Source organism: Rhodopseudomonas pseudopalustris (assembly GCF_900110435.1).
In the GTDB taxonomy this organism is placed as follows: Bacteria; Pseudomonadota; Alphaproteobacteria; order Rhizobiales; family Xanthobacteraceae; genus Rhodopseudomonas; species Rhodopseudomonas pseudopalustris.
In genome coordinates this window covers 115,117-140,315 of sequence record NZ_FODT01000002.1, presented here as the reverse complement: position 1 = coordinate 140,315, position 25,199 = coordinate 115,117, and the positions used below count along the sequence as shown (strand labels likewise).

19 protein-coding genes are annotated in these 25,199 nt (G+C 64.9%); 9 read left to right on the top strand and 10 right to left on the bottom strand.

Annotated elements, in window-relative coordinates; genetic code table 11:
- Positions 1–13 precede the first annotated feature (13 nt).
- Positions 14–1,093, top strand: coding sequence for a BMP family ABC transporter substrate-binding protein (locus tag BMY71_RS03990; RefSeq protein ID WP_092681908.1), 1,080 nt, complete (start codon positions 14–16; stop codon positions 1,091–1,093).
- 50 nt (positions 1,094–1,143) lie between these two features.
- On the opposite strand, the gene BMY71_RS03985 is transcribed toward BMY71_RS03990, so the two are convergent.
- Entirely contained in the window at positions 1,144–2,109 is a 966-nt protein-coding gene (locus BMY71_RS03985; protein ID WP_092681906.1) for a S1C family serine protease, read from the bottom strand.
- Positions 2,110–2,375: 266 nt separating this feature from the next.
- Here BMY71_RS03985 and BMY71_RS03980 point away from each other — a divergent pair, with 266 nt between their 5' ends.
- The 3 genes from BMY71_RS03980 to BMY71_RS03970 all read left to right on the top strand — a co-directional run bounded on the left by BMY71_RS03980 (position 2,376) and on the right by BMY71_RS03970 (position 5,809).
- Positions 2,376–3,617: an O-antigen ligase family protein gene (locus BMY71_RS03980; protein ID WP_092681904.1), complete on the top strand. Its 1,242-nt coding sequence runs from the start codon at positions 2,376–2,378 to the stop codon at positions 3,615–3,617.
- A 45-nt stretch (positions 3,618–3,662) separates the two neighbouring features.
- A complete protein-coding gene (galE, locus tag BMY71_RS03975) occupies positions 3,663–4,643 on the top strand; it encodes a UDP-glucose 4-epimerase GalE (protein ID WP_092681902.1) in 981 nt (326 codons plus the stop codon).
- 245 nt (positions 4,644–4,888) lie between these two features.
- The gene (locus BMY71_RS03970; protein WP_011501536.1) at positions 4,889–5,809 is read left to right on the top strand and encodes a WecB/TagA/CpsF family glycosyltransferase; all 921 of its coding nucleotides are present in this window, start codon (positions 4,889–4,891) and stop codon (positions 5,807–5,809) included.
- Between the two features lie 102 nt (positions 5,810–5,911).
- Here the strand turns inward: BMY71_RS03970 and BMY71_RS03965 are convergent, their stop codons facing one another.
- Genes BMY71_RS03965 through BMY71_RS03955 form a run of 3 tightly spaced genes read right to left on the bottom strand, consistent with a single transcriptional unit; the run spans position 5,912 to position 10,644 of the window.
- Complete coding sequence (locus BMY71_RS03965; protein ID WP_011501535.1) at positions 5,912–7,234, bottom strand: glycoside hydrolase family 5 protein; 1,323 nt, start codon at positions 7,232–7,234, stop codon at positions 5,912–5,914.
- Between the two features lie 9 nt (positions 7,235–7,243).
- Positions 7,244–8,581 (bottom strand): VpsF family polysaccharide biosynthesis protein, encoded by a 1,338-nt coding sequence (locus BMY71_RS03960; RefSeq protein ID WP_092681900.1) that lies wholly within the window; start codon positions 8,579–8,581, stop codon positions 7,244–7,246.
- Positions 8,578–10,644, bottom strand: a complete 2,067-nt coding sequence (locus BMY71_RS03955) for a GumC family protein (RefSeq protein WP_092681898.1) — start codon at positions 10,642–10,644, stop codon at positions 8,578–8,580. The genes BMY71_RS03960 and BMY71_RS03955 overlap by 4 nt, the downstream gene beginning before the upstream one ends.
- A gap of 431 nt (positions 10,645–11,075) precedes the next feature.
- On the opposite strand from BMY71_RS03955, the gene BMY71_RS03950 reads away from it, so the two are divergent.
- The gene (locus BMY71_RS03950; RefSeq protein WP_092681896.1) at positions 11,076–12,335 is read left to right on the top strand and encodes a glycosyltransferase family 4 protein; all 1,260 of its coding nucleotides are present in this window, start codon (positions 11,076–11,078) and stop codon (positions 12,333–12,335) included.
- Positions 12,325–13,845, top strand: a complete 1,521-nt coding sequence (locus tag BMY71_RS03945) for a glucosamine inositolphosphorylceramide transferase family protein (protein WP_092681894.1) — start codon at positions 12,325–12,327, stop codon at positions 13,843–13,845. Before BMY71_RS03950 ends, BMY71_RS03945 begins: the two co-directional genes overlap by 11 nt.
- A gap of 16 nt (positions 13,846–13,861) precedes the next feature.
- Here BMY71_RS03945 and BMY71_RS03940 read toward each other — a convergent pair whose 3' ends face one another.
- Entirely contained in the window at positions 13,862–14,221 is a 360-nt protein-coding gene (locus BMY71_RS03940; RefSeq protein ID WP_092682436.1) for a VanZ family protein, read from the bottom strand.
- A 264-nt stretch (positions 14,222–14,485) separates the two neighbouring features.
- On the opposite strand from BMY71_RS03940, the gene BMY71_RS03935 reads away from it, so the two are divergent.
- The gene (locus BMY71_RS03935) at positions 14,486–15,838 is read left to right on the top strand and encodes a lipopolysaccharide biosynthesis protein (protein WP_092681893.1); all 1,353 of its coding nucleotides are present in this window, start codon (positions 14,486–14,488) and stop codon (positions 15,836–15,838) included.
- An 89-nt stretch (positions 15,839–15,927) separates the two neighbouring features.
- Here the strand turns inward: BMY71_RS03935 and BMY71_RS03930 are convergent, their stop codons facing one another.
- From BMY71_RS03930 to BMY71_RS03920, 3 genes are read right to left on the bottom strand one after another with little or no spacing between them, the layout of a single operon-like run.
- The gene (locus tag BMY71_RS03930; RefSeq protein ID WP_011501528.1) at positions 15,928–16,449 is read right to left on the bottom strand and encodes a flavin reductase family protein; all 522 of its coding nucleotides are present in this window, start codon (positions 16,447–16,449) and stop codon (positions 15,928–15,930) included.
- Complete coding sequence (gene metA, locus BMY71_RS03925; protein ID WP_092681891.1) at positions 16,446–17,447, bottom strand: homoserine O-succinyltransferase MetA; 1,002 nt, start codon at positions 17,445–17,447, stop codon at positions 16,446–16,448. Before metA ends, BMY71_RS03930 begins: the two co-directional genes overlap by 4 nt.
- A gap of 15 nt (positions 17,448–17,462) precedes the next feature.
- The gene (locus BMY71_RS03920; protein WP_092681888.1) at positions 17,463–18,767 is read right to left on the bottom strand and encodes an O-acetylhomoserine aminocarboxypropyltransferase/cysteine synthase family protein; all 1,305 of its coding nucleotides are present in this window, start codon (positions 18,765–18,767) and stop codon (positions 17,463–17,465) included.
- A gap of 271 nt (positions 18,768–19,038) precedes the next feature.
- On the opposite strand from BMY71_RS03920, the gene BMY71_RS03915 reads away from it, so the two are divergent.
- Together BMY71_RS03915 and BMY71_RS03910 are read left to right on the top strand one after the other, a co-directional pair.
- Complete coding sequence (locus BMY71_RS03915; RefSeq protein ID WP_092681886.1) at positions 19,039–20,859, top strand: long-chain-acyl-CoA synthetase; 1,821 nt, start codon at positions 19,039–19,041, stop codon at positions 20,857–20,859.
- A 77-nt stretch (positions 20,860–20,936) separates the two neighbouring features.
- Positions 20,937–21,809, top strand: coding sequence for a branched-chain amino acid aminotransferase (locus BMY71_RS03910; protein ID WP_092682434.1), 873 nt, complete (start codon positions 20,937–20,939; stop codon positions 21,807–21,809).
- Between the two features lie 738 nt (positions 21,810–22,547).
- Here BMY71_RS03910 and BMY71_RS03905 read toward each other — a convergent pair.
- Positions 22,548–24,227, bottom strand: a complete 1,680-nt coding sequence (locus BMY71_RS03905) for a thiamine pyrophosphate-binding protein (protein WP_092681884.1) — start codon at positions 24,225–24,227, stop codon at positions 22,548–22,550.
- 39 nt (positions 24,228–24,266) lie between these two features.
- Positions 24,267–25,142 (bottom strand): acyl-CoA acyltransferase, encoded by an 876-nt coding sequence (locus BMY71_RS03900; RefSeq protein WP_092681882.1) that lies wholly within the window; start codon positions 25,140–25,142, stop codon positions 24,267–24,269.
- Positions 25,143–25,199: the final 57 nt, after the last annotated feature.

The following is a 25,199-nucleotide window of genomic DNA, read 5'->3' as shown; positions in this document are numbered from 1 at the left end:
ATCGGAGACGCGGATGAGGAAGACGATTGTAACGGCTGCGCTGGTGCTGGCGGCGGGCTGCGCCGGACTGTCGGCGGCCTCCGCGGCGGACAAGCTCAAGATCGGCTTCGTCTATATCGGCCCGATCGGCGATTTCGGCTGGACCCATCAGCACGATCTGGCGCGCCAGGCCGTCGTCAAGGAATTCGGCGACAAGATCGAGACCACCTTCCTCGAAAGCGTCGGCGAAGGCCCCGACGCCGAGCGCTCGATCGAGCAGCTCGCGCGCGCCGGCAACAAGCTGATCTTCGCCACCTCGTTCGGCTACATGGATTCGACCATCAAGGTCGCCAAGAAATATCCCGACGTGAGGTTCGAGCACGCCACCGGCTACAAGCGCGAGCACAATGTCGCGACCTATTCGGGCCGGTTCTACGAGGGCCGCGCGATCCAGGGCGCGATCGCGGCGAAAATGTCGAAGAAGGGCGTGATCGGCTATATCGGCTCGTTCCCGGTGCCGGAAGTGATCTCCGGCATCAACGCCACGATGCTGGCGGCGCAGAAGATCAATCCGAACATCAAGGTCAAGATCGTCTGGGTGAACTCCTGGTTCAACCCCGGCAAGGAAGCCGACGCCGCCAAGGCGCTGCTCGATCAGGGCGCCGACGTGATCATGCAGCACACCGACAGCGCCGCGCCGATGCAGGTCGCCAATGAGCGCGGCGCGCTCGCCTTCGCGCAGGCCACCGACATGATGAAGTTCGGCGCCAAGGCTCAGCTCACCGGCATCGTCGACAACTGGACGCCGTACTACACCTCCCGCATCAAGGCGGTGCTGGAGAACAACTGGCAGTCGGGCGACACCTGGGGCGGCCTCAAGGACAAGATGATCCTGATGGCGCCCTATACCAACATGCCGGAGGCCGTGAAGAAGCTCGCGGTCGAGACCGAGGCCGGCATCGTCGACGGCAGCATCAAGCCGTTCGCCTGCCCGATCCTGGATCAGGACGGCAAGGAGATCGAGTGCAAGGGCGGCGACCGCCTCGACGACAGCCAGGTGCTCGGCATGAATTTCTACATCAAGGGCATCGACGACAAGATTCCCGGCAAGTAAACCCGCAGCGGCGAGGCCGATCCCGACCGAAACACCTCACCGATACCAGCTCAGTGCATCCGTGGGGCCTTGAGGAATTTGGCGCGGTCGGACGAATGCAGCACGACGTCGAAGGTCGCGCCGCCGCTGAACAGCGTCAGCGGGACCTCGACGCCCGCGGTGCCGAGCGCCCAGATCTTGCGATAGAACTCGCCCTCGCTGCTGACCTTCTCGCCGGCGACCGCGAGGATGACGTCGCCGGACTTCAGTTCGGCGCGGGCGGCCGGGCCCTTCGGCGCGATTCCGACCACGACGATCTTGCCCTCGATCTCGGTCGAATACAGGCCGAGCCACGGTCGCGGCGGCTTGTCGACGCGACCGAATTTGCGCAGATCGGAGAGCGCCGGCTTCAACAGATCGATCGGCACGATCATGTTGTAATGCGCGTCGGTGCCGCTGCGCTCGATCTGCAGCGAGCCGATGCCGATGAGTTCGCCCGTCGCCGAAATCAGCCCGGCGCCGCCCCAATTCGGGTGCGACGGTTCGGTGAAGATCGCGTCGTCGAGCAGATATTCCCAATAGCCGGCGAATTCCTGCCGCGTCGCGATCCGTCCCGCGACCGATCGCGTTCGCCCGCCGGCGCCGGCGATCACCACGCGATCGCCGGCTTTGGCCGCACCGGAATTGCCGAGCGCCAGCGGCGGCAGATCGATCGGGCCGAGCGCCTGCACGAGACCGAACCCGCTCTCCGCATCGAAGCCGAGCGCATGGCCCTCGACCACCCGCCCGTCGCCGAGATGAAGCCAGACGGTCTCCGCCTCGGTGATCAAATAGCCGATCGTCAGCAGCAGGCCGTCGTCGATCAGCACGCAATTGCCGGCGCGCTCGGTGCCGAGCGTGTTGGCCGTGAAGGCGTCCGACGGAATGATCGAATGCAACCCGATCACCGCCGACAGCGCGCGTTCGAGATCGAAAGGAAAGTCGGCGGCACGCGGCCGGATCGCGGCCGGCACATTCCATTCGGGCAAGGAAGGCATCCGGCGTCTCCTGTTCGGCATATGGTGAGCGAACAGGAAATATCGGAGCCCGGGCGGCCAATTGCAAGCGGGCGCGGGGCCCCGAAACAGAGGCGCGCGACGCCGATAAGCCGGTGTTAATCTGGCTTTCTTAAGCTCCCAACAAGCAAGATCGCCTGACGCATCGCGATGCGAGCGCGCAGCCGACGTCTCGTCCGCCCTCCGGGCATCGTGCCGCGGCCACTCGGTTAACGATCCCTTACGTCCGGCCACGCCAGGTTGCAGCCATGACCGACTTTGCCATCGCGGCCGCTCCCTCTTCCGTGACGGCGCCGCGGCTGAGAGCGCTGCAGCTTGCCCTGCTGTGGTTCGTCGGCGCCAGCGGCGCGATCGTCTTCATCGAGCCCAGCCCGTATGAATTCGCGATCCTGCTGTCGATCATCGTGTTTCTGGCCTCCGGACTGCGGATCACGCCCGTCCTGATCGTGCCGATCGGGCTGCTGATCGGCGTCGAGCTGGGCTACACCATCGGCGCCGCCGATCTGCTCGGCGACACCATCATCCTGAACTGGCTGTTGACGTCGTGGTACATGGCGATCACCGCGATATTCTTTGCGCTGGTGGCGCTGCAGGACACCGGCGAGCGGATCGAGGCGATCGCCAAGGGCTATCTGGTCGGCGGCATCATCGCATCGCTGGCGGGGATCGCCGGCTATTTCAACCTGATCCCTGGCGCCGGAGATCTGCTGACCTACGCCGGACGCGCGCGCGGCACCTTCAAGGACCCCAACGTGCTCGGCGCGTTCCTGATCTTTCCGGCGATCTACGCGCTGCAGCGGGTGATCGAAGGATCGTTCTGGAGCGCGGTGCGTAATGCGATCGCCTTCGGCATCATCGCGCTCGCGATCTTCCTGGCCTTTTCGCGCGCGGCCTGGGGCACGCTGGCCGGTGCATCGGTGCTGATGATCGCGCTGACCTTCATCACCGCACCGACCCAGCAGAGGCGATTGCGGATCGTGCTGCTCGCGGCGCTCGCCTCGGCGATGCTGGTCGCGGCGATCGCCGTGTTGCTGTCGATCGATCAGATCGACGAGCTGTTCAGGCAACGCGCCAGCCTGTCGCAGCCTTATGACAGCGGCCGGTTCGGCCGGTTCGGCCGGCATCTGCTCGGCGCCGGCATGGCGCTGGACTATCCGACCGGGATCGGACCGCTGCAATTCCGCCGATTCTTTCCCGAGGACACCCACAATTCGTTCCTCAACGCCTTCATGTCCGGCGGCTGGATCAGCGGCATTCTGTATCCTGCTCTGGTGTTCATCACCGCGGCCTACGGCCTCCGCAACGTCTTCGTCCGCACGCCCTGGCAGCGGACCTATATCGCGATCGTCGCGACGCTGATCGTGACGCTGCTCGAGAGCTTCATTATCGATACCGATCATTGGCGGCACTATTTCATGCTGATCGGCTTGACCTGGGGCGCGGCAATTGCGAGCAGTCGAATCCGGTTTCAGAGCAACGCAGCGCCCTGAGCGTCCGACGGCCAGCGGACGCCGCGAGCGACGGAAAGGCCCGAGATGGACAACTACATCCTCGTCACCGGCGGCGCCGGCTATATCGGCAGCCACATGACGCTGGCGCTGCAGGCCGCAGGCGAGCGTCCGCTGGTGATCGATGATCTTTCTGCCGGGCTGCGCAGCGCCGTTCCGGACGGCGTCCCGTTGTTCGCCGGCTCGGTCGGCGACGCCGCCTTCGTCGGCGACATCATGGATCGCTATCCGATCGCGGCGATCATCCATTTTGCGGCCAGCGTCGTGGTGCCGGAATCGGTCGCGCGCCCGCTCGATTATTATCGCAACAACACCGCCAATGCCCGGACGCTGATCGACTGCGCGGTTCAGCGAAAGGTGCCGCATCTCGTGTTTTCGTCGACCGCCGCGGTCTATGGCGAACCCGATCGCACACCGATCAGCGAAGGCCAGTCGACGCAACCGATCAACCCTTACGGCCGCTCCAAGCTGATGGTCGAATGGATGCTCGACGACGTCGCGCGCGCGCATCCGCTGAGCTATGCGGCGCTCCGCTACTTCAACGTCGCGGGCGCCGATCCGGATGGCCGCGCCGGCCAGTCGTCGCCGAACGCCACTCATTTGATCAAGATCGCCGTCCAGGCCGCCCTCGGCAAGCGCGACGGCCTCGATGTGTACGGCACCGACTATCCGACCGCCGACGGCTCCTGCGTCCGCGACTACGTCCATGTCAGCGATCTCGTGGCCGCACATATCGACGCGCTGCGATATCTGCGCGCCGGCAATCCGAGCGTCATCTGCAACATCGGCTATGCCAACGGCTATTCGGTGCTGGACGTGATCGAGGTGGTGAAGCGCGTCTCGGGTATCGATTTCGACGTCCGCATCAAGGGCCGCCGCCCCGGCGATCCGGCCGCGCTGGTGGCCTCGAACGAACTGGCGAAATCGCTGCTCGGGTGGCGCCCCCGTCACGACGATCTCGAAACCATAGTGCGGCACGCACTGGCCTGGGAACGCCGGCTGCCGTAACGGCGCAGCCGCGGATCGTTCCTTTCAGATCGGCACACGCCCCGCGCGTCATCCTGAGACAGGCTGACCCGGCACGGGACATTTAGCTGAAATTCCGCACGATCTCGTAGCCGCGACGTTAACTGCTTTACCCTGTTGAGCGGAAACGGTTAAGCGCCGATTGCAAGGTTGATTAGATTGGCTAATTGTTCGGTTTGAATGATCGAGCGGCGGCCTCGACTCGTCAACGACCAGCGGAACTCGCAATGCCCAAAGCGCAAGATGCCAGCCGAAATCCAGTTTCTGATCCGCTGAATGCCGAGCGGCGAGCCGAGGAGCGTCGAGTCGCGCCGTTCCACGTTTCGACCGACAGCTCCGTTTCGTTCGAGGAACGGCGGGTGACTGGCGAGCGTCGGCGCGAGCGGTTTCAGCAATGGCAGCGCAACATGATCGGCGGCCTGCCGATCGTCGTCGCCGACCGTGCCGAAACCGCAAAGGTGATGGTCGACGAGGCGCTGAAGCGCCGCGGCCAGTGGCGCTACCCGGCCTATATGACGTCGACCAACGGCGAGGTCACCTATCGCTGCGCAGTCGATCCGAGCGAACGTGCGATGTTTCTGGAAGCCGATGCGATTCACGCCGACGGCATGCCGCACGTGTTCGTGTCACGGTTCAAATGCCAGACTCCGCTGCCGGAGCGCGTCGCGACCACCGACCTGTTTCACGATGTCGCGCGCGAAGCCAGTGTGCGCGGCGCGACGATGTTCATGCTCGGCGCCGACGAGACCTCGAACCGTCTCGCAACCGAATTGGTGAAGCGACGCTATCCCAAGCTAAAACTGGTCGGGCGGCGCAACGGCTTCTTCGCCGACGAGGCGGAAGAGATCGCGGCCTGCCGGCAGATCGCCGAACTGGCTCCCGATATTCTCTGGATCTCGATGGGCGTCCCGCGCGAGCAGGTCTTCATTCGGCGGCATCGCCATCGGCTGACCACCGTCGGGATCATCAAGACGTCGGGCGGCCTGTTCGATTTCCTGTCGGGCTCCAAGGCGCGGGCGCCGCAATGGATGCAGCGAATTGGCCTCGAATGGCTATGGCGGATGGCGCTCGAGCCGCGACGGCTCGGGATGCGCTACCTCAAGACCAACCCTTACGCGATGTATCTGCTGCTGACCCGGACGCGCTGATGGGTTCGCCGCGCGCCGTCATGGCGCGCGGAATACGCGTGAAGAAAACGCGTCGGAACAGAGTTAGAGCTGCGGTTCTGATTCTATCAGACCGGAAAAGCTCTAGTTGCGCGGACGCATCAGCATCTCGTCGGTGATCGCGATCTGATCGGGACGATAGTTGCCGACGCCCCATTCGGTCTGCAGGCCAAACGGCGGATCGTTCGACGGCCCGATCAGCCACCAGCTTCCGCTGACCGGCTGCTGGTCGCCCGAGAATGTCGGCCCGCCCTCCTGGCCGTATTTTCCGTTCATGTAGTCGATCAAATTGCGCGCCCATTCGCGCGTTTCGGGCGTTCGCAGTGACGCGCCCATTTCGCCGATCCACACCGGTGCGATGTTGTCGCGGACCAGATAGCCCCAGGTGAAATTCATCCGGTCGATGAAGCCCTTGCCAACCTCCGGCAACCCCCAGCGTTTGGTGTCCGAGATCTCGTCCGGATATTCGTGAATCGAATACACCAGCTTGTTCGCAATCTTCAGCTTCACGGGGTTGGCGCCCGCCGCGGTGAGATTTCCCGCCGGCGCCGCGTGGCGCGGGTCCATGCCCGATGACGCTGGCGGCGGCTTGTAGGTTTCCGGCCCTTCACAGATGATCAGCACGCCGGGGCTGACGTCCTGGATCGCCGAACCGACATCCTCGCACATCGCCTTGATGTCGGTCGGTCCGCCGCCGCCCCAGGTGATGTGGCCGCGATCGCCATTCGGTTCGTTGTGCAAATCGTAGCCGATCACGGTCGGATTGTTCGCGAAGGTCCGCGCAACCAGCAGCCAGTTCTGCTTGAAGGTTTCCGCCGTGACCCTGCCCGGCACGATTCCATCCGTGTTGTCGGTGCCGGGACCGAGGTCGAACCACAGCCCGTTGCGCTGCTGCCCGGCGGTGCCCTGATTGGTGTGATGATTGAAGATCACCTTGAGGCCGATCTCCTGCGCGTAGTCGACGATGCGCTGAAACGCGACCAGCGTGGTGACGTATTGGTAGCGGCCCTGCGAATTCGGCGTGGAGCTCGCGAGCAGCTCCGGGTTCAGCGTGATGTTGATCCAGCCGAGCCGGTCGCTGTAGCCGTTGAGCGGCGCATTCAGCCCGATATCGGTCCATGGAATTCGCACCGCGTTGAAGCCGGCCGCGACGATCGAGTCGAGGACGGTCTTGTAGCTGACGCGCCAGATGCCCGATGGCGCGGCTCCGAGCGGCCCCTCGGTGCCGTTCCAGCCGATCGAGGCGATGCGGACCGGCCGGCCCGAAGCATCGACGATCTGACTGCCCGACGTGCTGAGATAGCCGTTTGGCAGCAAATATCCGCCGCGCCCGGCTGGACGCAAATCACCCGCGTCCCTGACGATCGCGGGCGGATCGGCGACATGGCTCGGCACGGCTGCGTCCATCCGTCCTCCTCAGCTCACATAGTTCGACGGCGTGTCAGGCCGGCGGAACAGCGCGGAAATCACGATCAGAAAGATCGAGAAGGTGAAGAAACGTCCGGCGAACGATCCGAAGGTGCTGCAGAGAAAGAAATACACGGCAATCGGGAAGATCGCTTTCCACGTCATGCGCCGATAGGCCTCATAGATCAGCAACAGCACGCCGAGCATGATCATCGACGCGACGACCACGCCCTGGAACACGCTCATCTGGATGAATGGATTCTCGACGCCCCATTCCAGCCCGAAGGAATAGATCTGCGACCTGACATAGTCGGTCTGCGCGCCCCACAGCAGGTCACCCCAGTTGAACGACAGCAGCAGCGGCACCATCAACCAGCGACTGCGCGCGCTGCCGCCGTCTTCGGTGAAACGGTCGAGCAGCTGATCGAACGCTCCGATCGAGGCCAGCACCGCCACCAGGGCAATGCCGACCGGAATGATCGAGAACCAGACGATCAGGCCGAGCTGCGACAGCTTCATGCCGGCGGCGGTGCGGAACATGCCCCACAGCAACATCGCCGCCATGATCAGCCCCGTCAGCAGGAACGCGGTGCGTCCGCCGAACGCGAGCAGCGCCGCGTATTGCAGCAGGATCATCGGCATCCGCAGATTGGATCGCAGCGCCATGCCGGCGCCGCACAGCAGGCTGACGATATAGACGCAGGTGATGGTCGCCGCGTGGAGCGGATGGCTGAGAAACGCCGTCGCCCGCGGCTCCACGGTCGTCATGCCGTCCGGCGCGTAGGTGATCAGCGGAAAGATGTTGAAACCGATCGCCAGCTCCACCACCGCGAGCAGCGCGTTGACCAGGAAGAACCAGTGCAGAAACCGCTCGAGCCGATCCATGTTGTCGGGCGTGACGAATGGCAGCAGCATACAGCATAGAAACAGATGCAGATCGGTGTCGAAATACATGCCGAAGCCGTTGCGGCCATCGACGACGATGTTGATGACGGCGAAAGTGGAAGCGCAAAAGAAGAAGATCGAGCCGAGCTTGGTGGCCAGATAATAGCGGGCGAGATCGCCCTTCTGCGGGTAGGTGACGACGAACACGCCGAACATCAGCACGATGAAATAGGTCGAGACGTGGATCTTGGTGATCGGCGATCCGCCGATCGCGCTGTAATCGTAGCCGATCAGGTCCAGCACATTGGCGGACACCACGAACAGCAGAACGATATAGACCGCCATCATCTTCTGGATCAGCGGCGGTGCGAATGGCAACCGCAGCCGGACCGTGCGGGCGGACGAGACGGCGGACGCAAACGCGACCGGCGGATGCGGCGCGCCCGGCCCGCCGGCGGTCATGCCGCCACCGAGACGTCCGGCTCCACGAACACCACCCGGGCCTTGATCTGGCGGTGCTGCAGCAGATCGACCAGGATCGCCGCGTCGTCGCTTTTGCCGCCCGGCGCCTGCGCGAGGAACACCACTTCGTCGGCCATGTAGTACATGCCGAATTCGGAGGCCGTCGATCCCATCTCGCCGCCATCGACGATGACGCGATCGAATACCCGAAGCTGCTGAAAGGCCAGGGACAGCGCCTGCCGCGCCCGCGGATCGCGACTGCCGACGGCGGCGAGCCCCACCGGAACGACGCGCATCGCGGTCGGCTTGTGCAATCGGACGACGTCGCCGATCGCGGCATCGCCGGCCATGACGTCGCGCAGGCCGGGCGCGTCGTCATAGCCCAGCCGCGAGGTCGTTTGATGCCGCGCGAGGTCGGCGTCGACCAGCATGACGTCCATCTGGTTCGCGATCACGGTGCGGGCGAGCTGCAATGCGACGTCGTCCAGCCACGCGCCGCGCTGGACCTGAACCAGCACGACGGTGTGGCCCTTCGGCGCCGCGAGCAACTCCTCGCTGAGCGCGCTCAACCGGCCGGCGTGGCTCTGCGCCTTCACCGCCGGCCGAAACACCGGCGCCGGATCGGCCGGGGCCAGAGACGGCGCATCGGACACGGCGACGGCGTCCGGCTCGGGGTCCCTGACAGGCCGCTCGAAGTAATCACGCGCCAGCGCGAGCGCTATTCCGATCGTCAGGCCCGCGAAGATCGCGGCCGCGAGCATGATCAGAGTCGGCGGCCAGCTCTTGTTCTCCGGCGCGGTGGCGCGGGAGATCAGCCGAATGTTGGTGGTGTCGATGCCCTGCCGTTCTTCGGCCGTCTTCGCTTTGGCGAGAAAGCTCTCGTAGACGATGCGGCTCGACTCCGCCTTGCGCTCGAGTTCGCGCAGCGGGACCATCAATTTGTCATTGGCCTGTGATTGGGCTTTCAGCGCGTCGAAATTGGCCTGCAGGTTCTGCACATTGGTTCGCTCGCTGGCCTCGGTGTTGCGGACCGACCGGGCGATCGTCTTCAGCTCGCGCTGGATCGCCGCCTGAACGTCACGCACCTGCGCCCGCGCCGCTTGCAGCGCCGGATGGTTGGGCCCGTTGATCTGCGCGAGCTGCGCCTCCTCGCGCGACGCATCGACCGCGCGACCGCGCAGCTGGACGATCGCCGCGGACTGCATCGCCTCGGGCAGCGAATCGAGACCGGCGTTGCCCTGCTCGACGGTTTCGATCAGCCGCACGCGCGCCTGCGCATCGGCCAGCCGGGTCCGGGCATTGGTCAATTGGGTGTTGGCTTCGTCGAGCTGCTGCTCGCTCACCAAGCGGCTGCGCGCGCCGACCAGATTGTTGGCCGCCTTGAACGCCGCCACCGCCTCCTCACCGCGCTTCACCTCCTGCCGCAGCTTGCCGAGCTGCGCCGAGATCGCCTCCGAGGTTCGGCGCTGGAACGCCGAATTGGCGCCGGCCTGCTCTTCGAGATACGAGGTCGCCACCGCATTGGCGAGCGCGGCGGCGCACGGCGCGGTGTCGGCGGAAGCCAGAATGTCGATCACGAAGGAGCGATCGATCCGCCTGGTTGCGACCTTGAGACGCAGATTGCGCAGCGTGGTCAGCGCCCGGTCTTCGGTCTTGCCGAGCCCGATCAGCGATTTCACGAATCTGCCGAGGCCGAAGCGCTGGCCGTTGAATTCCGGATCGTTCTGCAGATCCATCTGTTCGATGACGCGATTCAGCACCTCGTTCGAGGTGATGATCTTGAGCTGGCTTTCGACCAGCAACAGACCGTCACCGGGGACCGAATTCTGCAGCGGATCGTCCTTCGGCGTGTACTGATCGCGCGGATCGACGAAGACCTGCGCCATCCCGGTATAGGCCGGCTGGGCGATCAACAGATAGGCGGCCACCATAGCGCACAGCGCCAGCGGGACGCCGATCACCCAGTTCTTTCGCCGCGCCAGAATGCCGAGGACATTCCTGAAATCGAGCCCATCGGAGGTCCGGTCGGTCGGCGCATCGGGCGAAGACGGCTGGGGCGACATGATACTTTACACACTCGCTTGATCTACAAACTCAAATCGTCAACCGCGCCGAGCTATATGTCGGCGTGGCATCGCGCGGCGGGGCCCTCGGCGCCCCGTCGATCGATCAGCGCAGCGCTCCGAGATATGGACCGCGATCGCGGCTGCGTCGCACGCTGACCGTAAAGTAAAGAACTACGGTTAATCGGCGGTTACGCATCGCCGCGGGCTTCAAGAGGTTAGTAATTCGTTAATGCGCAACATTGTCGCATCGGTTGGCAATGGCGGCCGCGACGCATCCGTGCATTAACCGCGAGCAGCAAAACTGATCTGCGACCGGGCGTCGAATGTATAAAACGCAACACGTTTTATGATACGTCCTTGTTAACCAGCGGCGGTAATTAGGCGACGTTGGCAGTAAAATCTAAAGCGGATTCCTGAAGATTGCGCCGATGACGATCCTGAAAAAAAGCCAGTTCGAGCGGGTTCTCGCTCTCGAATCCGGCACGTCTGCGCAGACCGCGACGCCGCCGCGCGATGCCGGCGTGACCGACCGAACGGCGCGGTCGGCGAAGCGCCCGCGCGTATTGCTGATTCAGACCCAGGCCGAGAACGCAGGCGCGCAGGAAATCTCCCGGCTGGTCGGTGCCGGCCTCGCGGCGCGCGGCTACGACGTCCACAACCTGTTCTTCTTTCGGCAGTCGCTCGCGTTCGACGAACCGCCGCAGACCGTCTATTGCGCGCCGCGTCGGCCGGGCGATCCGCTGTCGTTCCTGCGGTTTCTCGGCGCGCTGTATGCGCGCATCCGCCAGCTTCGTCCCGATGTCGTGCTGACGTTTCAGCACTACGGCAATTCGATCGGCGGAATCGTATCGCGGCTGGCGAGCCCCGCTCCGGTGATCGCCAATCAGGTCTCGGCGCGATTGACGATGCCGGGCTGGCTGAGCGGCGTCGATCGCCTGATGGGACAGCTCGGGGTTTTCGACAGCATCACCGTCAATTCGCACGACATGCTGCGCGACTATTCGCGCTACCCCGAAAGCTATCGCAAGCGCCTGACGCACGTACCGCACGGGTTCGACCAAAAGCGCGCGACGCTGTCGAAGGCCGATGCGCGTCGGCAATTCGGGCTGAAGCCGGATGCGATCATTCTCGGCTCGGCCGCGCGGCTGCATCCGCTGAAGCAGCTCGACGCCGCGATCCGCGTTCTGGCGAACCGGCCGGACTGGACCGTCGCGCTCGCCGGCCAGGGCCAGGACGAACCGCGACTGCGCGAGCTCGCCGATCGGCTGGGCGTGTCCGATCGCGTGCAATTCATCGGAGAGATCTCTCCGGACCAGGTCGCGAACTTCCTCGCCTGCCTCGACGTCTTCGTGTTTCCTTCACTCGCCGAAACCTTCGGTCTCGCCGCGGTGGAAGCCGCAAATGCCGGCGTGCCGGTGATCGCCAACGATCTTCCGGTGCTGCGTGAAGTGCTGTCGTATCAGGGGGGCCCCGCAGCGGTCTTCGTCGATGCGTCCGACACCGCGGCAATGACCGCCGCGATCGCGCGGGTGCTCGCCGACGACGAATTCGCCGCGCAACTTCGGCGCGCGGGTGATGGCCTGAAGACGCGCTACTCGGTCGATGCGATGGCGGACGAGTACGCCCGCATCATCGAGCAAGCGCTGGCGACAGACGTCCAGCGAGGGGAGCGAACAGGTGATCGTTGAGCTTCGCTTCGACGAAGCGCGACCACGCCGATGGATGCGCCATCAGATGTCGTTGCTGTGCAGCGACCCGAACGGGCTGCAAGTCGCCTGGGTCCGGACCGATGCAACGCGTCCAACGGGACTCGAACAGCTTCTGGACCTCGAGCGGATGGTGATGCGGCGCGGCCGCCCGTGCGGCGCCGACCTCTGCTCGGAGCTGTTGCGCGAAGGCCGGCAGCCGAGCCAGACAGCCGACATCGTGGTCGATTTCACCGCGATGCCACGCGATCCGAAACGCGCGGCGCAGCTGTATTTGCGCCCGCTTTACAACGGCGCGGCTGGCGAAGACGCCGCTCTCGCCGCGATCCTCGGCGGCGACCTGCCGCTGATCGAGATTTACGACGAGATCAGCGGCGCGATGATGTGGTCGGGCCAGCCCTCGGCGGAGACGGCAGAGGGCCTCGGCGGCGCGCTCGATACGGTGATGGCCCGAACAGTCACGTTGCTCAAAGGCGTGCTGGATTCGGGGCCGCGGCCGGCGACGGCTGCCGCCTCGGTTGATCGCGCCGGCGTCCGCTCGCCTTCGGCCTATGTTCTGCGCGGTGTTGCGGAGCATCTCGTCAGACACATCTATCGGCTGTGCTGCTACTCTCCGCACTGGCGGATCGGGTGGCGCTACACCGATGATGCGGGCATCTGGAGTTCAGGCGATCTCTCGGGTCCAGGCTGGCGCGCGGTGCCCAGTCCCGGCAATCGGTTCTATGCCGACCCGTTCCCGATCACCTGGAAGGGACGGACGTTTGCCTTTTTCGAAGATCTCGACCATCGCGTCGGCAAGGGCACGATCTCGGCGATCGAATTCGGCCATGACGGTCCCGTGGGCGAAGCCATTCCGGTGCTCGAAGAGCCGTGGCACTTGTCGTATCCGTTCCTGATCGCGCAGGATAACGACCTCTGGATGATCCCCGAGAGCAGCGTCTCGGGCGAGGTGACGTTGTACAAGTGTGTGCAGTTTCCGAATCGCTGGGAGAAACACGCCACGCTGCTGTCGGGCGTCGAGTTTGCGGACGCCACGATCGTGCAGCACGACGGATTGTACTACATGTTCGGCGCCACGCGCGACGGATCGGGCGGCTATTCGGATACGCTGTCGATTTACTACGCCAACAGCCTGTTCGGGCCCTGGATGCCGCACGCGCAACGCCCGGTGCTGGTCGATCGCGCGAGCGCGCGGCCCGCCGGCCATTTCGTTCAACGTAACGGCCGGCTTTGGCGGCCGGTACAGGATTGCACGAACGGCTATGGCGGCGCGCTGGGGCTGGCGGAAGTCGAGCAGTTGTCGCCGACGACGTTCGCGCAAACCGTGCGTCACACCATCAAGCCCGGACCGCGCTGGCCCGGCCGCAAGCTGCACACGCTGAACCGCTGCGGCCGCCTCGAACTGATCGACGGCACGATCATCCAGCCCAAGATCAAGGCGCTGCGGTTGCCCGACAAGCTCGGCGATCCGGCCGGCGCGCAGAGTCTTTGAGCCGCGCGCGGCGGGATCAGCGCCGCGCGAACCAACGCACCGACAGCCAGCCGGCGATCAGGCCGACCGTTCCGCCGGAGAACTTCACACCGGCATCGAACAGCCGACCGTGCCGCGACGGCGCCAGCACCTGCAGGAATTCGAACAGCGCCGCAGCGCCGAGCACGATCGCAGCGGCGAACAGAATGTAGCGCGGATACGCTGCGGCAAACATTGCGCCGACCAGTGCGAAAGCGGTGAAGCGCTCGATCGACGGCGGCAGACCTGTCGTCGGACGAATGCCGAGCGGGCTGAGGGTCGCGAAGGCAACCGCCGCCAGGCACAGCCACGCCGCGACGCGCAGCATGGTTTGCAGTTTGGTCGACAGCTCCGGCATCGTCACTCCGTCTGGATCGGCTTTCATATGGTTAACAACTCGTTAACGCGGCTGCTCTCGACTGATCGGGACCCTCTCCGCAGTCTTTACCTTACACGCAATTATCATTTCAAATTGGATCAATCCGGCCCCAGATAGGATAAGTTGTCACAGCACGCCAGAGCGCCGACGGCGCAACGTCATTCGGCGAACCCGCGAATATCCGTCGGCCGAAAACCATCGGATGAAACCCGCATCAGTGTCGCCCGACCAGGTTGAGTGAGAGTGAAGTTCAGCGTCGCGATCGAGAAAATCATCGGACTGCGCAACAACTCCACGGTCCGCGCGATGACCGGAGCGTTGGCGTTGCGGGTCGCCATTACCATCGTCAATCTCGCGCTGGTGACTCTCGCTGCACGCATGCTGAGCCGCCACGATTTCGGCAGTTATTCCATGCTGTTCAGCGCGGCCAGCCTGCTCAGCGTGATCGCGACATTCGGACAGCAGATCTTCATCATGCGTTCATGGAGCGAATTCGGCTCCGCGGGCGATGAGAAAATGCTGAAAGGCGCGATGACCTTCAGCGCGCTCGCCTGCGCGGCCGGCGTCACCCTGGTCGGCGTGCCGTTCTACTTCTGGTTCGCGGCCGAGCACGACAGCCTTCTCGCGCTATCGGCGACGCTTTATTTGGTCTGTTTCTCGCTGGTTCTGACGTCCGGTCATCTGACACGCAGCGCGGTCGGCGTCGGCGTCGGCGACGGGCTGACTTATCTGCTGGTGGCGATCTGCCCGATTCTCTATCTGACCGGATGCTTCATCACCGGCGCGCCGATCCAGATTCACCGGATCTTCCTGGCGATGGCGGCGGCCGCGAGCTTCGCCGTCCTGGTCCAGATGGCGCTGCTGAGGCGGCGGGTGCGAGTGCAGTTTCCGAACCTCGGCCAAAGCAAATCGACCTTCGATCTGCGCACCTGGATCACACGGTCGAGCAAGCTGTGCGTCTCGAGCGGGCTCGAAGCCGCCAATCAATATGCCGACGTGGTGATCATCGGCTATCTGACCTCGCCCTCCGTCGCCGGCGCCTATTTCGTCACGACGCGGATCGCCAACGCTTTCGCGATGGTGACCGGCGCGGTCTACATCTTCTCCACCCGCCACATTCCGAACCTGTACTACAACCAGCAGCATCGGCAGCTCGACAGCCTGCTGGATTCGGTCGCGCTGGTGACTCTGACGATCATCGTCGCCGGCCTGGTGGTGGTGCTCGGCGGCGGGCACTGGATCCTCTACGCTTTCAATCCCGAGTACGTGTCGTATTACGGCGCACTGGCGATGCTGACCGCGGGAACCGCCGCCGTAGCGGCCTCAGGCCCGTCCGGCTCGATCCTGATGCTGACGGGACACGAGGGCCGCTATCTCGCCATCATCGGCGGCACGGTGCTGATGCGCGCCGTCGGCTTCTTCCTGCTGATCCCGTGGTTCGGCATTCCCGGTGCGGTGGCTGCGACGACGATCTCGTTCATCACGCTGGCGATCCTGCTGCGGAACGCCGCCAAGAGCGCGGCCGGCATCGACGGCTCGGTGCTGCGCCTGCTGACGCGGCTGCGTCACGGACGGATCTCGCTACGCCCCGAGTGAGCCGCGCGGGGAGAAGAACGATCGCTCAGTTCGATGTGAGGAATTTGGGGGTGTTTGCCCAAGCGCCGTTGTCGCCCGGCTGTGGCGAGCTATTCGGCGCCGACGTCGAGATAGCCGCCCCGCCAATACACCAGCGCCTGCGGCCCGTCGTGGAAATGGACCGCTTCGACCCGGCCGATCACCAGCGCATGGCTGTTCCAGTCCATGATGCTGTCGACCGTGCAGTCGATCGCCGCCAGCGCGTCGGCCAGTAACGGCGCCCCGGTGACCAGCTCGATCCAATCGCCGCTGTCGTAGCGCTGCGCGCCGCGGATGCCGTGGCGGCCGGCGAAGCGATCCGCAAGCTCGCGATGACCGCTGCCGAGGATGTTGACGCCGAAATTTCCCTGATCCCGGAGCACCGGGAGAATCGAACAATCTCGATTGATGCAGACGATCAGCGACGGCGGCTCGGCGGACAATGAACTCACCGAGGTCACCGTCAGACCGTTGCGGTCGTCGCCCTGCCCGCTGCTGACGATGCTGACGCCGCCGGCGAGATGCCGCATCGCGGCCTTGAAGGTCGCTGAGCCGGTGGCGCTCGCGGGAATGGTTGCCGGCCGCACGTTCATGGTTCGCTCGCGAGTGAGATCAGCCAGTTGCGGAACAGGGCGTTGGCCGTGGTTTCGATGCCTTCGGCGGTGCCTTGCCGCAAAGCGAGATGCGGCAGCCTGGCGATGATCGCCGGATCCCGCGCCGCCTCGGCCTCTGCGCGAAACGCATCGAGCGCGTCTTCGATATCCGCGTCGAAATAGTCGACCGGAAACTCCGGATAATCGTGGCGCTCACCCGTCAGGAAGCGACCGATATCCCGCAGATACTCCCGCTGCAGCGAGGTGGCGTCGTATTCCGGATGCCCCTGGAAGAACACGAAGCGGCTGCGGCCCTGGCGCGCGAAGATATCGACGCCGGCATTCGGCGCATGCGTCAGCACCTCGTAGCCGCGCGCGGCGAGCCGATCGGCGGCCAGATCGTTCAGGCGCGAATGCGGCACCTTCAGCGGCGACGGCAGATCGCTCAGCAGCGCATCGTCATTCACCTGTTCGCCGGCAAAGACGCCGGAGCATTTTTGCGGCAGCCGCTCGCGCTCGATGCCGTCGAGATGCAGCACCGCCGCATGAGCGGCAAGGCACGACCAGATCGTCGATCGGGTATTGGCCTCGGCCCAGTCCACCAGCGCGCGCATTTCGTCCCAATAGGGTTCGCTCTGCAGCGTCGCCGCGCGCGGCTCGGCGCCGGTGACGATCAGTGCGTCGAGCCGGGTGTGGCGAAGATCGGCGATGTCGGCGTAAAGGCTGTCGATGCGTTGGCGCGTGGCCGGCGAACGCTGTACCGAGGGCAGCGCAAAGCAGTGCAGCCGCACCAGATGCTCGCCGGAGCCGGCTCTGAGCAGCCGCATGAACTGGCGCTCGGTCGCCCGCAGCGCGGCGTCGCTCATATTGTTGACGAGGCCGATCTCGATCACCCTCGCGGCGGCGGAGCGATCCGGGCTGCGGCAATGATTGTCGACGCTCGCCGGCGCCAGCGTCGGGCTGTCGATCGGACCGGTCTTATCGAACAGCAGGGTCATGCCGCCTCGCCGCGTCTATTCCGCGGCCAGAAGGCGCGGCTGTTGACCGCTGGCCTGCGCCAGCGCCTGGTCGAGATCGGCGATGATATCGGAGATGTGCTCGATCCCGATCGACAGCCGGATCGTTTCCGGCAACACGCCGGCGATGCGCTGCTGTTCGGCCGACATCTGGCGATGCGTCGTCGACGCCGGATGACAGGCCAGCGACTTGGCGTCACCGATATTGACCAGCCGGGTGACCAGCTTGAGCGCGTCGTAGAAGTTCTTGCCGGCCTCGAGGCCGCCTTTGATGCCGAAGGTGAACAGCGACGACGCCTGGCCGCCGAGATATTTCTGGACCAGTTCGTAATACGGACTGTCGGGGAATCCGGTGTAGTTCACCCAGGCGACGCGCGGATCGTCGCGCAGGAACTCGGCCACCTTGCGGGCATTCTCGACGTGCCGCTCCATCCGCAGCGCGACGGTCTCGATCCCCTGCAGCAGCAGAAACGCGCTGAACGGCGACAGCACCGACCCCATGGTGCGCTGAAACACGCTGCGCGCGCGCTCGATATAGGCGCGCGGACCGAAATGTTCGCTGTAGATCATGCCATGATAGGAATGATCCGGCTGGTTGAAGGCCGGAAAGCGCTGCGGCTGCGCCGACCAGTCGAACCGGCCGCTGTCGACGATTGCGCCGCCGAGCGTGGTGCCGTGGCCGCCGAGAAATTTGGTCAGCGAATGCACGACGATGTCCGCGCCGTAGTCGATCGGCTTGAGCAGGATCGGCGTCGCAACGGTGTTGTCGACGATCAGCGGCACGCCGTGCCGGTGCGCCACCTCGGCGATGCGCTCGATATCGCAGATGTTCCCGGCGGGATTGCCGATGGTCTCGCAGAAGACGGCGCGGGTATTCTCGTCGATCAGACGCTTGATCGCATCGGGCTGGTCGCTTTCGGCGAAGCGACCGATGATCCCCTGCCGCGGCAGAACGTGCGACAGCAGCGTGTGCGTCGTGCCGTAGAGCTGCGGCACCGAAACGATATTGCCGCCGTGATCGGCAAGGTTGACGAAGGCGTAGTGCAGCGCAGCCTGCCCGCTGGCGACCGCGAGCGCGCCGACGCCGCCTTCAAGCTCGGCGACGCGCTTTTCCAGCACGTTGCTGGTCGGATTTGCGATCCGCGAGTAGCGATAGCCCTCGGTTTCGAGATTGAACAAAGCGGCGCCGTGATCGGCGCTGTCGAATGCATAGGAAGCTGTCTGATAGATCGGAACCGCGACCGCCTTGGTCGTCGGATCGGGATCGTAGCCGGCATGAATTGCAATCGTTTCGTTGCGCATGGGCTCACCTCCGCATCCGAGGCTGCACTTAACACGCAGTCCGCGGGTATCCTCCTTAGCTAGAGGGAAGAGGTTTAATCGACAACAAGTTTTGAGATCGACAACAAACTAACCCTAATTTCGAATGATAAATTGAATACAATTTGAATCGAATTTTCGGAATTGTTCTGTTTACCTTGCGGACGCTTTGTTGCGGCCGATGCAATCAATCGGCAGTCGCATTCGAGTAAGATGCACCGACAATTCTCACGATCTTGTCGGGCTGGCGTTCATGAACATCCAAGCAAGACCTGCGACGGACGACGCGCTGCAGACGCGTCGCGCGCAACCATCGGTGGCCAAAAGCTGGTTGAAGGCGATCGAGATCACGGCGCGGGTCGAGCAGGAGCCGCGGCGACTGCTCGCAACCGTCGTCGACGAATGGGCAGCCGTCGCACCGAACTCCCCCGCGATCGTGTCGGATCGCGACTCCTACAGCTACGCGGAGCTCGCGCGCCGCATCAACCGCTATGCGCGCTGGGCGCTGGAGAACGGGGTCGGCATCGGCGACGTCGTCTGCCTGCTGATGTCGAACCGGCCGGACTACGTCGCAGCCTGGCTCGGCATCACCAAGGTCGGCGGCGTGGTCGCGCTGATCAACACCCAGCTCGTCGGCGCATCGCTGGCGCATTGCATCGACATCGCGCGGCCCGGACACATCATCGTCGGCGAGGAATTCGTCGACGCGTGGGAGAGCGCCCGCGCGCATCTCGGAGCGGCTCCGCGAATCTGGCTCCATGGCGAGACTTCTGGAGACAAGGCGCTGGACCAGGCGCTCGCGGCGCTCGACAGCGCTGCGCTGACGCCGCAGGAGCAGCGCGACGTCGGCATCGACGATCTGGCGCTGCTGATCTACACATCCGGCACCACCGGCCTGCCCAAGGCGGCGCGCGTCACCCATCGCCGGGTGATGGGCTGGGCCGGCTGGTTCGCGGGGTTGACCGACGCCGCACCGGACGATCGGATGTACAACTGCCTGCCGATCTATCACAGCGTCGGCGGCGTGGTCGCGACCGGCAGCATGCTGATGGCGGGCGGCTCGGTGGTGATCGCCGAGAAATTCTCCGCGAGCCGGTTCTGGGACGACATCATCCGCTGGGACTGCACGCTGTTTCAATACATCGGAGAACTCTGCCGCTATCTGCTGCAGGCGCCGCCATCCGACGGCGACACCCGGCATCGGCTGCGGCTATGCTGCGGCAATGGATTGCGCGGCGAGATCTGGGAGCCGTTCCAGGCGCGCTTTGCGATCCCGCGCATCCTCGAATTCTACGCGTCGACCGAGGGCAATTTCTCGCTCTACAATGTCGAGGGCAAGCCCGGCGCGATCGGGCGCATTCCGTCGTTTCTGGCGCATCGCTTTCCCGCGGCGATCGTCAAATTCGACGTCGAGACCGGCGGTCCGCTGCGCGACGAGAACGGGCTGTGCATCCGATGCGCCCGCGGCGAAACCGGAGAAGCGATCGGCCGGATCGGCGAGGCGCGCGACAGCGGCGGCCGGTTCGAAGGCTACACCAACGATTCCGAAACCGAGAAGAAAGTGCTCCGCGACGTGTTCGCCGCAGGCGACGCGTGGTTTCGCACCGGCGACCTGATGAGGCTCGACGACAAGGGCTTCTTCCATTTCGTCGACCGGATCGGCGACACCTTCCGCTGGAAGGGCGAGAACGTCGCGGCGAGCGAGGTCGCCGAAACGATCGCCGCCTGCCCCGGCGTGATCGACGCCAGCGTCTACGGCGTGTCGGTGCCCCACACGGACGGCCGCGCCGGCATGGCGGCGCTGGTCGTCGACGAACGCTTCGATCTCGCGGCGCTGCATCGCCATCTCGCAGAACGGTTGCCGGCCTATGCGCGCCCGGTCTTCATCCGGATCCAGGCCGCGCTGCAGATCACCGGCACCTTCAAGCAGAACAAGCAGGATTTGATCCGCGACGGTTTCGATCCCGTCGTGGTGAGCGATCCGCTGTATCTCGGCGATGCGACCGCAGCCGGCTACGTCGTGCTCGATGAGCCCCTGCATCGCCGGATCGCGGCCGGCACACTGCGGCTTTGAGACGCGCGAACGACCCCGTTGGAAACCTGCTAAAATTCTTCGGCAGCGGCTCGGCCGCTCAGCAATGGATCAGCACGATGACTCCCGCAATTGCACCGATCAGCTTCTCCAAGACGTGGACGTTCTTCGAAGGCGACTGGCACGACGGCAATGTGCCGATCATGGGGCCGCGCACCCACGCCGCCTGGCTCGGCTCGATGGTGTTCGACGGCGCGCGCGCCTTCGAGGGCGTGACGCCCGACCTCGACCGGCATATCGCGCGGATCAATCAGTCGGCGATCAACTTCAGGCTGAAGCCGGTGGTCGACGCCGACACCTGGCTCGGCCTGGTGCGCGACGGCCTGAAGCGCTTCGACGCCGATGCCGAGCTGTACATTCGGCCGATGTATTGGGCGCAGAACGGATCCGGCGGCGGCGTGCTGTTCGATCCGGAGACCACCAATTGGTGCCTGTGCATCTATGAAGCGCCGATGCCGAAGCCGACCGGCCTCGCGATCACGCTGTCGCCGTTCCGCCGGCCCACTGCGGAGTGCGCGCCGGTCGACGCCAAGGCCGGCTGTCTCTATCCCAACAATTCGCGCGCGATGATGGAGGCGCAGAGCCGCGGCTTCGGCAATTGCCTGCTGCGCGACATGCTCGGCAACATCGCCGAACTCGGCAACTCCAACATCTTCATGGCGAAGGACGGCGTCGTCTACACGCCGGCGCCGAACGGCACCTTCCTCAACGGGGTGACACGGCAGCGCGTGATCGACCTGCTGCGCGGCGACGGTGTCGTCGTGCGCGAGACGACGCTGAGCTATCACGACTTCGAGACCGCGGACGAAATCTTCTCCAGCGGCAATTTCGCCAAGGTCACGCCGGTGATCCGGATCGACGACCGCTCGCTGCAGCCGGGGCCGTTCTTCGCCAAAGCGCGCAAGCTGTATTGGGACTTCGCACACGCCTGAACGCGCGCGACGATTCCGTAGCGGGTGCGCGCCCGCCCCTCTTGACAATATTCCTATAGGATCCTATACCCAGTTCATCCCGCCTCACCGAGAGGGGCGGCTCGCGATCGTCACGGACGCGGGGCGGGATGCGGTGGCGACGCCGCGGTGTTCGATGCAGGGGAGTGCGTTCGAGTAATCGGGCGCGCGAAGCAGGCTGACGACCACACCGCGGCGATGGCGGCCCAAACCGCGAGGTCCCGGCGCGATCGCCTTCGCGCCACGAGGCAGAGCCACATCTGCGCCCTTGTCGGGGCGCAGCTCTGGGGTTCGTCAGTCCTCACAACGGCGGTCCTACGCACGGACCGGCCGCCGGGGGCCCCGTCGCGGAGCAAGCCGACAAAACCCACCGCGCGCGGAACGCCGGATGTTTCCGGCGCAACCGTGGTTTCGAACTCGTGTGCTTTTTCACTTTGCACACGAGGCCGCGGGTGCATCGGGCACCGGCGTTCCGCGCGCCCTCTTCTCGAAGAGGGCGAAGCGACCGCAACAAACCCCGGGCGCTCCGCGCCGCGGGATCGCGAAGGCGTGGCTGTTTAGGACGTGGCTGTTTGACAATCGAATCCGGGCGACGAGAGACGTCGCATCGAAACGCGCACGCCGTCATCCTGAGGCGCCGACGCGGCGGCCTGGAAGGATGGGCCGCGCACGCATCGCCATCATCCTTCGAGGCGAACTACGCTCGCCGCTCGAACCTGCTCACGCCTTTTCCAGCGCCGTCTTGCGGATGCCCGACAGAGTCGCGCCGGGCAGGATCGCGTCGGCGTCGATCTTGAGATGGATGATCGACGGCAGGCCGGATTCCCGCGCCGCTGCAAACGCGGCGGGGAAGTCGGCGGTTCGCTCGACATTGGCGCCGAAGCCGCCGAACGCGCGGGCATAGGCCGCGAAATCCGGATTGTGCAGTTCGGTCGCGGCGACGCGTCCCGGAAACTCACGCTCCTGATGCATCCGGATGGTGCCGTACATGCCGTTGTCGCAGACCACCACGATGATCGGCAGGCTGTACTGCACCGCGATCGCGAATTCCTGCCCGCTCATCAGGAAGTCGCCGTCGCCATTGACCGAGAGCACCAGCCGCTCCGGATGCAGCCGCTGCATCGCGATCGCCGCCGGCATTCCGTAGCCCATCGAGGCCGAGGTCGGCGCGATGTGGGTCATATAGTTGCGGAAGCGATAGAACCGGTGGATCCAGGACGCGTAGTTGCCGGCGCCGTTGCACAGGATCGTATCCGCGGGAACGTTGTCGCGCAGCCAGGTCATGACTTCGCCGAGATTGACGTCGCCGGGCTGCGGCGTCGCGGTTTCGGTCCAGGCGAGATAGTCGGCATGCGCCGCATCCGCCGCCTCCCGCCAGGACGGGTTGGTCGCGATGTCGAGCCGCGCCAGCGCCGCGACAAAACGCGCGGGCGACGCGTGAATCGCCAATTGCGGACGATACACCCGGCCCAGCTCTTCGGCGCCAGGGTGGATGTGCACCAGCCTGGTCAGCGGCGCGGGGCTGTCGAGCAGCGCATAGCCCTGCGACGGAATTTCGCCGAGCCGACCGCCGACCAGCACCAACAGATCCGCGGCCTTGGCGCGCGCCACCAGCTTCGGATTGGGCCCGAGCCCGAGATCGCCCGCATAGCGTGGATGCAACGGATCGAACAGCGTACCGCGGCGATAGCTGGTCGCGACCGGCAGGCCGGTGCGGGTCGCGATCTGCTCGATCTGCTCGCGCGCCGTCAGGCTCCAGCGGCTGCCGCCAAGCACGATCAGCGGCCGTTCGGCGGTTGCGAGCAGCGCCGCGAGCTCGGCCATTTCCTCTTCGCCCGGCGAGGTCTCGACCTGCTTGAACGCCGGGGCGTTGGCGACGCTGACACGCTCGCTCAGCACGTCCTTCGGAAGTGCGATCACCACCGGTCCCGGGCGGCCGCTCGTCGCCGTATAGAACGCGCGCGACACCAGCTCGGTGACGCGCTCGGGATCATCGATCTCGGTGGTCCATTTCGTCATGCTGCCGAACACGGCGCGATAGTCGAGTTCCTGGAACGCCTCGCGCTCCTTCACGCCGCGCTCGACCTGACCGACGAACATGATCATCGGCGTCGAGTCCTGCCGCGCAACGTGAATGCCGGCCGACGCGTTGGTGGCGCCCGGGCCACGGGTGACGAAGCACACCCCCGGCTGCCCGGTCGCCTTGCCGATCGCCTCCGCCATCATCGCCGCGCCGCCCTCATGGCGACAGACCGTGATGGTGATGTCACGATCGCGCAGCGCGTTCAGCACCGGGAGGAAGCTCTCTCCCGGCACGCAGAACACGTGCTCGACGCCGTTGATCACCAATTGATCGACCAGCGCTTCGGCGGCGGTGCGGCTCTTCAGCGGTTGATGCATGGCGTTTCCCTGAATGTTGTTTGCGGCGACCGCGACGCGTCACGGCCCGTACAGCACGAGCTCAGTCTCCGTGAGATCGGCGAGCCGCGGCGGGTTCGGGCCCTTGAAGTATTTGCGGCCACGCGATTCGGTATAGACGCCACTGAGGCCCGCGATCGGCCCGTTGGAATCGATGATCACCAACGGCCTGCCGCGCCAGATCAGCGCGCGGCCGAGCGCGCCGGCACAGCGGACGAAATCCGGGGTCTCGCGGCAATAGACGAGCTGCATCGCCGGCATCGGGAACCGGCCGCTCTTCATCCGCTTCGGAATCATGATGAAGGGAATGGCTTCGTCGCCGACGCGGCACACCAGCGACAGGCAGCCATAGTCGGCATGGCTGCGGAGCAGATCGAAATCCGCCGGCGGCAGCCCTTCGACCGCCGCAGAGGCGCCGGTCACCCTCTCGACCGTCATGCCCTTCTCGGCACGCGACAGCAGCGGCGCCGAGAAGAACATGCCGCCGCAATAGCGACGGAAGCCCTGCGCCTCGATGATCGGCCAGGTGTTGGTCGCGGGCGAGATATTGATGTAGGTGACGTGCTTGTTCTTCTGCGCCACCGACGTCAGCAGCGTCGCGTAGTTACGAAATTCCGGGTCGACATACCAGCTCGACACGTTGCACCGGACGCTGGGCCCGCCGTCCTCGAGTCGCTGGGTGTACAGCAACAGCAGCACGCCGACGGGGCGCTCGCAGTTTTCGAGCAGGTAACCGTAGCGCGGGCAGCCGTCCGGAACGTCACGCTGGCCCTGGCGGTGCAGACCACGCAGCCAGTAATTCTGCGAGCGGCCGGAAAATCCGCGCGTCAGCAGTTGTGATACGGCCTCGATATCGGCCTCGACGATCTCGCGGCAGCGAACCTTGCGGGGATCCATCGTCGTTTACCAATCGACCTGATTGAGAGCTACGCACATAGATTCAGTTCATGTTTG